The following is a 13,494-nucleotide window of genomic DNA, read 5'->3' on the forward strand; positions in this document are numbered from 1 at the left end:
TAAACTTCTTAATCCATTCCGATTGGCGATCCATCTGGAATTTGAGGTGATTGAACTTTTTTAAATTTAGAAGGATCGTTTTTAAATGCAGAAATACTTCTTGACATTTCTTTATCGTGCATTAATTGAGCACCTTTAGATTTTCTAGTACGTAACAAAGAAGCAATTTCATCAATTTTATAATTTACAACTGCTGTAACTTGCTTGTACGTGTTTTTGTTAGCTGCTAAATAAAACAACTGATTTAAAACTTGTTCATTTACAACATTTTGTAATTCTTGGTAATAATCGTTTTTATGAGATTTTTTAAAAGTATTATCAATAACATTATCAATTAATTCTTCTAAACCTAATTGCGTTTTGTCTAAACTTTTATGCAACACTAATCGCGCTGCTCTTTGTGGATGAAATAACAGTTCTAAAGTCATTTCTGATGCCGTCTCAACGGCACCAAAAGGATCAAATTCTGCACCTACTTTACTTTTAAAAGACTCTCTTGTTCTTCCATAACCATAAGCTCTTGGCGGAAACAATTCTAATTTTGAAGTAGGAATAGCAATCGTTTCAACATCAATTGTTTTTAAAAGAGTAGAAAGCGCCTTTCTTTCTACCGAACCTGGAACTCTTTTTACAATGGTTTGCTTTCCTCCTTTAACTGCGTAGTTGTAATCCAAACCTCCTATAATTTTAGAAACAGCTTCTGTTTGGTATCTGTGCATAAAATACAATGGAACAAAAACATCTTCTAAAACAGAATATGGTTCTTTACTTTTAATATTATCAGTAGAAAATTTATCAATTGCGTTTTTTCTGATTGCTAATAATGAATTTAATTCATCATAAACATTTTCACCATTATCCCATAAATGTGCGTACGCATGCGCGCTTCCTTTTGGTCTAGCATCTTGATCTGTAATAAATCGCAAACCTTTCGCAAAAGCTGCATCTAAGATATTTTGTAATCCTTGTGCTTCATTGTTCACAAAATCTTGATACGAATACGCAACAGTTACTTTATCCCATTCTCCAATTCCGGTTGCATAAGCGTTTGAGAAATCTATTTTTCCATTTTTTAAGGAAAACTGTGGATGCGGATAATCCATTACAGAAGATCTACCAATTGTACTTGCAATATAATTGTGCGCAAAACCAATTGTATGACCAATTTCATGCGCAGATAATTGTCTGATTCTAGCCAAAGCCATTTCTAAAGCAAACTTATCTTTTGCTGTTTTAGTTGCGTACGGCGCTTGTAAAGCTTGCGCAATTAAAAAATCTTGTCTAATTCTTAAAGAACCTAAACTTACATGTCCTTTTATAATTTCTCCAGTTCTTGGGTCAGAAATACTTCCACCATAACTCCAACCTCTAGTTGATCTATGAACCCATTGAATTACATTGTATCTTAAATCTAAAGGATCTGCACCTTTTGGTAACATTTTTACTTGAAATGCATTTTTATATCCGGCAGCTTCAAAAGCTTGGTTCCACCATCTTCCTCCTTCTAATAAAGCAGATCTTACTGGTTCTGGAGTACCTGGGTCTAAATAATATACAATTGGCTCAACTGCTTCGCTAATAGCTGCATTTGGATTCTTCTTTTCTAATCTGTGTCTGTAAATAAATCTTTTTGTAATTGATTGATTAACTGGTGTAGAATAATCCATATAAGACATCGAGAAAGAACCAGAACGAGGATCATACACTCTTGGTTTGTATTTATCATCTGGCAATTCTACAAAAGAATGATGCTGATAAACAGTTACTGCGCTAGCATCTGGAGTTACAGACCATAAATTTCTACCTCTCGGGCTTCCTTTAAACGTTAATAAAACATCAAATTCTACATTCTTTTTAAACGCTTTTGTTCTTTCTAAATTAAAAGCACTTCTAGATTTGTCTACATTATAATTTCCTTCACCGCTTCTAGATAAAGTATTTGAAACACCAAAAGTATCTTGCATAAAAAATGAAGTTGCATCAACTAAATACGTGTTGTTTTTTTGTTCCATAATAACAAAACCATGTAAAACCGATTTTGCAAAAGCTTCTTTTATGGAATTTTTTTCTTCGACATTATCTGTTAATGCTCTAAATTTTTGATTTGGCTTAATTAATAAGATTTTATTTCCAGCTTTTCTGAAAAAAACCACCGATCCGCCACCTAATTTTCCTCTATCTAAACCAATATCGTTAGAACCAACACCTTCAGAAAGCGCATTAACATATAAAAACTCTGATTCGAGTTTAGAGATTTCTAAAAATATTTTGTCTTTACTGCTATCGTAGTAAAAATTAAAATATCCTTCGTATTTAGTTACTTTTTTATTGTCTTTAAAAAATTGTGAAAAACACGCTTGATTTACAAAAACAAATAATAATAAAATGGTTAATTTTTTCATGGTTAAAAGATTTTCTATAAAACTATAAAATATTGACGAGAAATTAGATTGAATAAAATATTAAATCATAAATTTTAACTTATTTTTGTGACACCTATGATTACACAAGAACAAATCAAAAATATTTCTGATAGAGTATCTAAGTTAAAGCAATATTTAAATATTGAGCAAAAGCTTATAGAGATTACTAATGACGAAGAAAAAACTGTTGCTCCCGATTTTTGGAACAATCCAAAAGAGGCAGAAGCTTTTATGAAAGAGCTTAGAATTAAAAAGAAATGGGTAACAGATTATGATACCGTTGTTCGTTTATTAGAAGACGCTCAAGTGCTGTATGATTTTTATAAAGAAGATGAAGTTTCTGAGCAAGAAGTTCTATCGCAATTTACAAAAACAGAAGAATTATTAGAAAGTATTGAGTTTAGAAATATGCTTTCTGATGAAGGTGATAATTTAAGCGCCGTCATACAGATTACAGCCGGAGCTGGAGGAACAGAAAGTTGCGATTGGGCAGAAATGCTGATGAGAATGTACATGATGTGGGCAGAAAAAAACGGATTAAAAATTAAAGAGTTAAACTATCAAAGCGGAGATACTGCAGGAATTAAAACAGTAACATTAGAATTTGATGGCGATTATGCTTTTGGATGGTTAAAAGGAGAAAACGGCGTACATCGTTTGGTCAGAATATCTCCTTTTGATAGCAATGCAAAAAGGCACACTTCTTTTGCTTCTGTGTATGTGTATCCAGTTGCAGATGATTCTATTGAAATTGAGATAAATCCTGCTGACATTGAAATTACGACTGCAAGATCTAGTGGTGCTGGTGGACAAAATGTAAATAAAGTTGAAACAAAAGTTCAACTAACACACAAACCAACCGGAATTCAAATTCAATGTTCAAATTCTCGTTCTCAACACGACAATAGAGCAACTGCAATGCAGATGTTAAAATCTCAATTGTACGAAATAGAATTGCAAAAAAGACAAGAAGCTAGAGCTGATATTGAAGCTGGAAAAATGAAGAATGAATGGGGAAGTCAAATTAGAAATTATGTAATGCATCCTTATAAATTAGTGAAAGATGTTAGAACTGCTCACGAAACAGGAAATGTAGATAACGTAATGAACGGAGATATTGACGCCTTTCTAAAAGCATTTTTAATGTTAAACGGACAAAAAGAAACTGATACAACTTTATAAAAAAGATATGATAAAAATATACCACAATGCGCGATGCAGTAAATCTAGACAAGGTTTAGAATTGCTAGAAAACTCTGGAAAAAAATTTGAAATTATAAAATATTTAGAAAATATTCCTACAAATGAGGAATTAACTTCAATTATAGAGAAACTACAAATTAAACCTATTGATTTAGTACGAAAAAATGAAGCAATTTGGAAAGAACAATTTAAAGGAAAAGAATTATCTGATAAAGAACTTATTTCTGCAATGATTCAATATCCTAAACTAATAGAAAGACCTATTGTTGTTAACAACAATAAAGCTGTAATTGGTAGGCCAATAGAAAATATAACAACTATTATTTAAGATTTTTTGAGAGCTATTTTTAGCTCTCTTTTTCTTTAACAGAAGTTTAACAAACCCATATTTAAACTAATTGACAAACTTATTGTCTTATCACTTTAACAATAAATCAATCAGATGAAAAAATCTATTTTAGTTTTAATTTGCCTGTTAAGTATATCGGCAATTTACGCGCAAAGACCAACTCAAGCTGCAACGTATGCTGTTTCTGGTAAAGTAATTGATAAAGACACGAAACAACCCTTAGAATATGCTACTGTTGTTTTAAAAAGCTTAAAAGACAATAAATTAAGTGGCGGAATTACAGATGGAAAAGGTGAATTCTACATCAAAATTGCAGGTGGAACATACGACATAAGTGTTGAATTTATTTCTTTTAAAACAGTAAGTTTTAAAAATAGAACTATTGATAAAAACATCAATCTTGGAACCGTAATTTTATCTGAAGATGGAGAAATGTTGGATGAAGTTGTTATTATCCCAGAAAAATCTACAGTAGATATTCGTTTAGATAAAAAAATATATAATGTTGGTAAAGACATGACTGTTAAAGGTGGTAACGTTGCTGATGTTTTAGACAATGTACCATCTGTAAGTGTTGATGTTGAAGGAAATGTTAGTTTAAGAGGAAATGAAAATGTTAGAATTTTAATTGATGGAAAACCTTCTTCTTTAGTTGGTTTAGATGGTACAAGTGCTTTACGCCAATTACCTGCAGATGCAATTGAAAGAGTTGAAGTAATTACTTCTCCGTCTGCTAGATATGATGCAGAAGGAACAGCTGGAATCTTAAATATCATTTTAAGAAAAGGAAAAGTTACTGGATTTAACGGTTCAATCAACCCAACAATTGGAGATCCAACTCAATATGGAATTTCTACAAACCTAAACTATAGAACAGAAAAGTTCAACATCTTTACCAACACTGGTTATAATTACAGAAACGGACCAGGGAAAAGTATTAACAATTCTACCTATTTTGATAATTCTGGCAGTATTACGGGGTATCTTGATGAATTAAGAAACAACAATAGACTTAGAAAAGGTTTTAACTCTAGCTTTGGATTAGAATATTACATAAATGATAATAGTTCTCTTTTAGGAAATGTTGTTATCAGAAAATCTGACGGAGAAAATACAACGTCAAATAATGTAGAAATTTTTGATGCAAATAAAACCTTAACAGATACAAGAACAAGAAACGAGAATGAATTATCTGATTCAAAATCAATTCAGTATTCTCTTAACTATACTAATAGATTAAGTCCAACTGGGAAAAAATTAACAATCGATTTACAATACAGTAAAAGTGATCAAGACGAAACTGGGAGTATTTTTCAAAATAATGCTTTTGTAGAAGATAATAACACGATACAAAACTCAGTTAGAAAACTTTTTCAAATTGACTATGTTTTTCCAAAAGAAGATGGTTCGCAATTTGAATTAGGTTATAAAGCTGATTTAAATACTTCTAATTCAGATTATAAAAACTCACCAGCAGTACCATATTCTGACCCAAAATTTGATCCATCTAACAATTTAGATTTCAATCAAAATGTATACGCTTTATACAGTCAGTACGGAAAAAAAGTTGATAAATTTTCATATTTAGTTGGTTTAAGAGCTGAGTTAACAGATCAACAAATTAACTTAATTACAACCAATGAAAATTATAATAAATCGTATTCTCAGTTATTTCCAACTGTAAATTTAGGATACGAATTGTCAGAAAATGAAAGTGTAACACTTGGTTACAGCAAAAGGTTAAGAAGACCAAGATCCTATTTTTTAAACCCATTTGAGTCTAGAAGTTCAGAAACAAATATTTTTAAAGGAAATGTAAATTTAGATCCTACTTTTACTAATTCATTTGATTTAGGCTATTTAAAGAAATGGGATAAATTAATGTTAAACTCTTCTATTTATTATCGACATTCAACTGGTGTTTATCAGTTTATCAGTCAAGAAAGAGGAGATTTTGTAAATGGAGTTCCTGTAATTGTTAGATCTCCGGTTAACTTATCATCAGAAGACAGATATGGATTTGAATTAAACTCCAACTATAGTGTCTCTAAAAAAGTAAATTTCTCCGGTAGTTTTAACTTTTATGGATTTGAAACAGTAGGAGAATATAATAATATAGATTTTGGAAATAAAGATTCTAACTGGAATGCTAGATTTAATTCAAGAATTACATTACCTGCTAATATTCAATGGCAAACAACTATGTCTTATAGAGGTGGACAAAAAAATGCTCAAAGCACAAGTGATGGGATTTTTAGTGCAAACCTAGCTTTCAGTAAAGATTTATTTAAAGATAATGGCACAATGGTTTTAAACATTAGTGATGTTTTAAACTCTAGAAAACGTAAAGGATATTCTTATACTCCAAACTCATCAACTTACGGAGAAATGCAGTGGAGACAGAGACAAGTATCATTAAGTTTTGTATATCGTTTTAATCAAAAGAAAAATCAAAGACAACAAAGACAACAACAAAATGATGACTTTGAAGAAGGTGGAGAAGGATTTAGAAAGTAATTTTTAAATACTTTAGTTCATAAAAAAGGGTTTGCATTTTGCAAACCCTTTTTTATTTAATATTGTTTAAAAAACTACTCTTTATCAGCAGCTTTTCTTGCTTCTTTCTTTAATTTCATATTTTCCCAAATTGTACCACCAATCCAGTAAGGAACAACAAACGTTAATAAGAAAATTAACAACCAAAAACCAGCTGTAAAAATAAACATGAATAATAAAAATCCTGAAAATTCTGAAAAATCTAACATTTGTGTTTCTTTAAAATAATTAATACTACAAAAATAATACATATTTTCAATTTACACTAATAATTAAAAATTATTTTAAACAAGTATTTTTCCTTTTTGTTGATAACTGATTGTGATACTTTTAGTAATTTTGCAGTAGTAAAAAAACAACACAAAAGATGAAATACAGAATAGAAAAAGATACGATGGGACAAGTAAATGTTCCTGCTGATAAATATTGGGGAGCACAGACAGAACGCTCTAGAAACAACTTTAAAATTGGCCCTGCTGCTTCTATGCCATTAGAAATTGTTTACGGTTTTGCTTACTTAAAAAAAGCTGCTGCTTTTGCTAATTGTGATTTAGGAGTTCTAGCGTCAGAAAAAAGAGATTTAATTGCTCAGGTTTGTGATGAAATTTTAGAAGGAAAACATGACGATCAATTTCCATTAGTAATTTGGCAAACTGGTTCTGGAACGCAATCAAACATGAATTGCAATGAGGTTATTGCAAACAGAGCACACGAAATCGCTGGAAATATTATTGGTGAAGGAGAAAAAACTATTCAACCTAACGATGATGTAAATAAATCACAATCATCAAACGATACATTTCCAACTGGAATGCATATTGCCGCTTATAAAAAAATTGTAGAAACAACCATTCCTGGAGTTATGCAATTAAGAGATACTTTGCAGGCAAAATCAGAAGCTTTTAAGGATGTTGTAAAAATCGGAAGAACTCACTTAATGGACGCTACTCCACTTACTTTAGGACAAGAATTTTCTGGTTATGTTGCACAATTAAACTACGGATTAAAAGCACTAAATAACACCTTAGAACATTTATCTGAATTAGCTTTAGGAGGCACTGCAGTAGGAACTGGATTAAATACACCAAAAGGATACGATGTTTTAGTTGCAAAATATATCGCTGAATTTACTGGAATGCCTTTTGTTACAGCAGAAAATAAATTTGAAGCTTTAGCTGCACACGATGCTTTTGTAGAAACCCATGGAGCGTTAAAACAACTAGCTGTTTCTTTAAATAAAATTGCAAATGATATTCGTATGATGGCTTCTGGTCCACGATCTGGAATTGGAGAAATTATGATTCCTGCAAATGAACCAGGAAGTTCAATTATGCCAGGTAAAGTCAATCCAACCCAAGCTGAAGCAATAACAATGGTTTGTGCACAAGTTATGGGAAATGATGTTGCTGTAACTATTGGAGGCACACAAGGACATTACGAATTAAATGTTTTTAAACCAATGATGGCTGCAAACGTTTTACAATCTGCACAATTAATTGGAGATGCTTGTAAATCTTTTGATGAAAATTGTGCTGTAGGAATAGAGCCAAATCAAACAAGAATTACAGAGTTATTAAATAATTCTTTGATGTTAGTTACTGCATTAAATACCAAAATTGGATATTACAAAGCGGCAGAAATTGCAAACACAGCACACGCAAACGGAACAACACTAAAAGAAGAAGCTATTCGGCTAGGCTATGTAACTCCAGAACAATATGATGAATGGGTAAAACCAGAAGAAATGATTGGAAATCTAAAATAAATTCAAGTTATAGAAAAAAAAGACCATTTTTTAAATGGTCTTTTTTTATTTTCTTAAGCCTTAGGCTTAATTAAGTTAATTATTTTTGTAAAAAAACTTTCTTTTACCTCTTCCTCGTGGTAACCATTACCATATTTTCCATAACCATAACCGTAGCCATATCCGTAACCGTAACCATAACCGTATCCATATTTTCCTTGCGTAGAAAAATCATTTAAGACAAAACTAATATTTGATACTTCTTTATTTTTATACTTATCATCAATCATTTTCATCATTCCTTTTTCTGAATAATTTTGACGGATTGCATAAATAATTGCATCAGAATATTTAAATAATTCTAAAGCATCAGAAACTAAACCAATTGGTGGTGTGTCTATAATTACATAATCATATTTACCTTGTAAGTACTTAATCATCTCATCAGTTTTATCATTAATTAATAATTCTGATGGGTTTGGCGGAATTGGACCTGATAAAATTAAATCTAAATTTGGAATGTGTGTTTTGCTAATAACATCTTCAATACTGCTTTGACCTATTAAATAATTAACGACTCCGCTTTCATTACTTAAATCAAAATCAGGAAATATTTTTGGCTTTCTTAAATCCAATCCAACTAATACTGTTTTTTTACCACTAAGTGCAAATACAGAAGCCATATTAATAGATATCATTGTTTTTCCTTCTCCACTTACAGAAGAAGTAAGTAATAATGTTTTAGAATTAGGGTTCTTTTTATTGGTGCTAAATAAAAATTGGATATTTGATCTTAATGCTCTAAAGGATTCTGCAACAGAAGATTTTGGTCTTTCAAATACCGCTAAATTATTTCTCCAATCGTTTCTACCAACAACGCCTAATACAGGAATAGCATAAGAACTTTCAATTTCCTCTACACTATGTATTTTATTGTCGAGTATTTCAACAATAATAATATAAAAAAGTGGTAAAATTATGCTTATAGATAAGGCTAATAGATAATTAAAACTTGGTATTGGGTAAATTGGCCCATTACCTAAATCTTTAGCTGTATCTATTATTTTTACATCAGAAACATTTGCTGCAATTGCAGTTCCTGCTTCATAACTTTTTTGCTTTAAATAACTATAATTAGCTTCTGACATTTCATAACTCCTCTCAAAAGCAATTAAACCTTGTTCTTTTTCTGGTAAAGTTTTTTGTTTACCTAAAGTAACCTGTTGTCTTTTATTGATTTTTTTTAAATCGTTAGCGAGCGTTATTCGTAAACTTCTAATGTTTTCTAGAAGAATATTTTTTGTAGTTATTATTTCATTATCTAAAGCAATTATATCTGGATGATTATCAGTTATTTGACCTCTTAATTTTTCTCTAACAGTAGTTTTACTTATTAGTTCTCCAATTTCTTGAGGAATTTTACCATCTGCAATCTGAGTAATTGCTGGAACTGGAATATCATTAAATCTTTTATGTGTTATTAAATAGTTCCTTAAACTATCTAAAGATTCAATATTATTTGTAACAACTCTTTTTTCCTGATCTATACTTGTAATTTCTTCTAAAATTGTAGTTCCTTGGGCAGAAAGATTATAAATGTTATTATTTTTTTTAAACCTACTTAATGCTTTCCCCAATACCTTTAAACTATCAGATTCTTTATCAAATAAATTATCTATATATTTTTTAGTGTTTTGTGCGTAAGCAATTTTGGCAGCTTTTTTGTCTTTTTCTAAAACCTTTACAGACATGTTTAAATAGTCTACAATTCTATTTTTATTTACCCCTTGAAGTGTAAGTTTAAGAATTGAAGCACCATCAGTTAAATCTGAAACCCTAACACCTCTATAGCGACCAACTGTACTATCAAAATTATTAAATCTTATATAGTAAAAATCTCCAGGTGACATTTCATCAAGAGAATTAATTGTGAAGTTTAAAAAAGGTGTGCTGATTTTCTCACCTGAATTATACTCTTTAGAGAAATTTATTTCATCAGTATTATATGAAGTAATAAGATTACCTGTTTCTTTTTCTTTAATATCGCTAGTGTAAGAAACCAATAAATCATTCCCTTTTTCATTAAAATCAAATGAGACTCTGTATCTATCTTCGCTAACCGCTTCTATTTTAATAAACTTACCATATATCTGTGGCTTATCTAAATCTATTTTTATTTTAAAAGGCGTATTACCATACACATCTTCTTTTCTGTACTTACCTTCTTTTAAATAATCAATATAGAACTGTAATGTATCTACCACCTTTTCATTATGGGTTCTAGATGCAAGTATAACTTTTACAGTACCAACAGCATTACTTTCCCCGCCCCAATTAAAAGCTATATTAGTTCCTGTTGAAAATAATGGATTATTTTCTTCTTTTACACTAATTGTAGTGCTTAAACTATATCTTCTTTCTTTATAGCCATTTATAAATTTAGCTACAATAAGTCCAATAATAATAGCTACAAGAAATAATTTCCAATATGCTAAAACTTTAAAAATATAAAGCTTTATATCTATGGAGTTTTGCTGTAGGTTATTATCATATGAAGGTTTTTTACTCATAAATTTTATAAATTTCTAACCAATAAAATAGTAGATGTAACTAATGTAAAAATAGAAACTAATGTAGTTAATGATTGTAACCCTGTAGTACCTGTTCCCCAAGATTTTTGTTTTAAAGCAACAACATTTATATAATCATTTGGTTGAATGTAAAAAACTTCAGAATCAAAAATAGTAGCTTTTGTTAAATCTAAAACATATTTTTTTCTGCCATTTATTGTATTTCTCCAAAGTTCAACATTCTTTTTATTTCCTGTAATAGTTATATCTCCAGAATTTGAAATAGCATCTAGTATACTAACTCTGTTCTGATTAATAACCTTTGGTCCTGGATTATTAATTTCACCTAATATTGTATATTTAATTCCAGTTAAATTAACAGAAACAAAAAAACTTTCTTTGTCTGTTAGATATTTTAAAATTTCTTCCTCTAATTTTAAACGAACCTCTTTTGTGGTATATCCTAATACATTAATTTCTCCAATTCTTGGCAGTCTAATATTACCATGTCTATCTATTCTATAACCAAACAGTGCAGTTGCTCCATTCTCAAAACCTCCGTTGATAATACTAGCTGTTTGATTTACATTATTCGACTTCTTAAACAGTGCAACATATTTTTCATCTTCTGCTTTTACATCAATAGATAATACATCATCAACCTGTAAGCGATAAGGTTCGTTGTTGAGTTTGTAAATATTTTTTTTAGTAATTGGCTCACCTTGCAAATAAATTAAATCTTTATATGGCACACATGAAGCCAAAAATAACACAGAGAGAAGTACGAAAAATCGTTTAAGCATAAATCAAAATATAATTACTGACCAAAAATATAATTTTTATATCGCTCTTCCTATAATTTTCCTTTAATTTTGCTATTATTTCTATGCAAAAAGTAATTTCTTATATAAAGTTTATAATTAAATCTTCAAATCAACACGGAATACATTCTCCGTTTGTCTTTGATTTAACAACAAAATGCTTTTATAAAAAAAAGAATTCTTTAAAAAACAACACCCTTAAATCATACAGAAACAGTCTTTTAACTAATAAGATTAAAATTGAAGTTACAGATTTTGGCGCAGGATCTAAAATTTTTAAAAGTAATTTAAGACCTATCAATAAAATTGCTAAATACGCAGGGATAACTCATAAAAGAGCAAATTTATTATGTGGTATTTCTGAATATTTCAACCCAAAAACTGTTTTAGAAATTGGCACTTCTCTCGGAATTGCAACTTCAGCAATTCACCTTGGAAATCCAACTGCAAAAATTACAACTCTTGAAGGTTGTAAAAACACAGCCGAAATTGCACAAAAGCAATTCGAAAAATTTTCTTTTAAAAATATTGATTTGATAACGGGTGAATTTAGCAAAACCTTACCAGAACTATCATTTAAAAACTCTTTAGATATGGTTTATTTTGATGGAAATCATCAAAAAGAACCAACTTTAGACTATTTTCATCATTGTCTTCAATTTATACATAATGAAAGCTTTTTTATTTTTGACGACATTCATTGGAGCAAAGAAATGGAAGCTGCTTGGGAGGAAATAAAAAAACATCCTAAAGTAAAAGTTACAATTGATACTTTTCAATGGGGAATTTTATTTTTTAGAAAAGAACAAGAAAAAGAGCATTTTATCATTAGAATTTAACTAGTTAATTTGTACTTTTATCTTATGAAAATTTACACTAAAACTGGCGATAAAGGAACTACAGCTTTATTTGGCGGAACTCGAGTTCCAAAGCATCATTTAAGAATAGAATCTTACGGAACTGTAGATGAATTAAATTCATATATTGGTTTAGTTAGAGATCAAAATATTGATATAAACGCTATCGATTCTTTAATTAGAATTCAAAACGAACTATTTACGTTGGGTTCAATGTTGGCAACTCCGCCAGAAAAAGAAATCTTAAAAAGTGGTAAAGAGCGTTTGAATATTCCGAAAATTACTTCAAAAAATGTCGAAACATTAGAACAAGAAATTGACACAATGAATTTAGAATTACCTCAAATGACAAATTTTATTTTACCTGGAGGGAATCAAACCGTGTCATTCTGTCACATTGCTAGATGCATTTGCCGTAGAACGGAAAGATTAGTTACTGCCTTAAATGAAAACGAAACCGTTAATCCTGCAATTTTAGAATATTTAAACCGACTTTCTGACTACCTATTTGTATTGGCACGAAAGTTGTCTAAAGACTTATCAGTTAAGGAAACCCCGTGGATTCCTGAAAAAGAAAAATAAGTTCTTTTAATTTATTGACAGATTTATCAAAAAAAACTTGGTTTTCTGAATAAAAAAATTATTTTTGCAGAAAATTAAACTCTACTAAAAATGTATTGGACACTAGAATTAGCATCTTATTTAGCAGATGCACCTTGGCCAGCAACAAAGGATGAATTGATAGATTACGCTATTAGAACAGGAGCACCTTTAGAAGTTGCAGAAAACTTACAAGAAATTGAAGATGAAGGCGATGCTTATGATTCTATTATAGAAATTTGGCCAGACTATCCGACTGAAGAAGATTATCTTTGGAACGAAGATGAATATTAACAAAAAATTACATCAAAAAAGTCTCAATCGAGGCTTTTTTTTTGTTTACATTTAACACTAAATTGTAATTGCTGTCA

General features: G+C 29.9%; 11 protein-coding genes. 7 read left to right on the plus strand and 4 right to left on the minus strand.

Translation table 11 applies throughout. The features are described 5' to 3' along the window. Positions 1 to 8 precede the first annotated feature (8 nt). The gene (locus tag ABDX67_RS08125) at positions 9 to 2,402 is read right to left on the minus strand and encodes a zinc-dependent metalloprotease (protein WP_347174484.1); all 2,394 of its coding nucleotides are present in this window, start codon (positions 2,400 to 2,402) and stop codon (positions 9 to 11) included. Positions 2,403 to 2,498: 96 nt separating this feature from the next. Here ABDX67_RS08125 and prfB point away from each other — a divergent pair, with 96 nt between their 5' ends. The 3 genes from prfB to ABDX67_RS08140 all read left to right on the plus strand — a co-directional run bounded on the left by prfB (position 2,499) and on the right by ABDX67_RS08140 (position 6,492). Beyond that, positions 2,499 to 3,605: a peptide chain release factor 2 gene (gene prfB / locus ABDX67_RS08130; RefSeq protein WP_347174486.1), complete on the plus strand. Its 1,107-nt coding sequence runs from the start codon at positions 2,499 to 2,501 to the stop codon at positions 3,603 to 3,605. 7 nt (positions 3,606 to 3,612) lie between these two features. After that, the gene (arsC, locus tag ABDX67_RS08135) at positions 3,613 to 3,954 is read left to right on the plus strand and encodes an arsenate reductase (glutaredoxin) (protein ID WP_347174487.1); all 342 of its coding nucleotides are present in this window, start codon (positions 3,613 to 3,615) and stop codon (positions 3,952 to 3,954) included. 114 nt (positions 3,955 to 4,068) lie between these two features. Beyond that, entirely contained in the window at positions 4,069 to 6,492 is a 2,424-nt protein-coding gene (locus ABDX67_RS08140; protein WP_347174488.1) for a TonB-dependent receptor, read from the plus strand. A 74-nt stretch (positions 6,493 to 6,566) separates the two neighbouring features. Here ABDX67_RS08140 and ABDX67_RS08145 read toward each other — a convergent pair whose 3' ends face one another. Then, positions 6,567 to 6,740 (minus strand): hypothetical protein, encoded by a 174-nt coding sequence (locus ABDX67_RS08145; RefSeq protein ID WP_347174489.1) that lies wholly within the window; start codon positions 6,738 to 6,740, stop codon positions 6,567 to 6,569. A gap of 158 nt (positions 6,741 to 6,898) precedes the next feature. Between ABDX67_RS08145 and fumC the strand changes: the two genes are divergently transcribed. Then, entirely contained in the window at positions 6,899 to 8,296 is a 1,398-nt protein-coding gene (gene fumC, locus ABDX67_RS08150) for a class II fumarate hydratase (protein ID WP_347174490.1), read from the plus strand. Between the two features lie 53 nt (positions 8,297 to 8,349). On the opposite strand, the gene ABDX67_RS08155 is transcribed toward fumC, so the two are convergent. Beyond that, positions 8,350 to 10,845 carry a polysaccharide biosynthesis tyrosine autokinase gene (locus ABDX67_RS08155; protein ID WP_347174491.1) on the minus strand — a complete coding sequence of 832 codons (2,496 nt, stop codon included), beginning with the start codon at positions 10,843 to 10,845 and terminating at the stop codon, positions 8,350 to 8,352. Between the two features lie 5 nt (positions 10,846 to 10,850). Continuing rightward, positions 10,851 to 11,597 (minus strand): polysaccharide biosynthesis/export family protein, encoded by a 747-nt coding sequence (locus tag ABDX67_RS08160; RefSeq protein WP_347174492.1) that lies wholly within the window; start codon positions 11,595 to 11,597, stop codon positions 10,851 to 10,853. A gap of 134 nt (positions 11,598 to 11,731) precedes the next feature. Here ABDX67_RS08160 and ABDX67_RS08165 point away from each other — a divergent pair, with 134 nt between their 5' ends. The 3 genes from ABDX67_RS08165 to ABDX67_RS08175 all read left to right on the plus strand — a co-directional run bounded on the left by ABDX67_RS08165 (position 11,732) and on the right by ABDX67_RS08175 (position 13,417). After that, complete coding sequence (locus tag ABDX67_RS08165) at positions 11,732 to 12,505, plus strand: O-methyltransferase (RefSeq protein WP_347174493.1); 774 nt, start codon at positions 11,732 to 11,734, stop codon at positions 12,503 to 12,505. Positions 12,506 to 12,529: 24 nt separating this feature from the next. After that, complete coding sequence (locus tag ABDX67_RS08170; protein WP_347174495.1) at positions 12,530 to 13,105, plus strand: cob(I)yrinic acid a,c-diamide adenosyltransferase; 576 nt, start codon at positions 12,530 to 12,532, stop codon at positions 13,103 to 13,105. 90 nt (positions 13,106 to 13,195) lie between these two features. Beyond that, positions 13,196 to 13,417: a DUF2795 domain-containing protein gene (locus ABDX67_RS08175; RefSeq protein ID WP_347174497.1), complete on the plus strand. Its 222-nt coding sequence runs from the start codon at positions 13,196 to 13,198 to the stop codon at positions 13,415 to 13,417. Positions 13,418 to 13,494 lie beyond the last annotated feature (77 nt).

The organism is Polaribacter uvawellassae, assembly GCF_039748955.1.
GTDB lineage: Bacteria > Bacteroidota > Bacteroidia > Flavobacteriales > Flavobacteriaceae > Polaribacter > Polaribacter uvawellassae.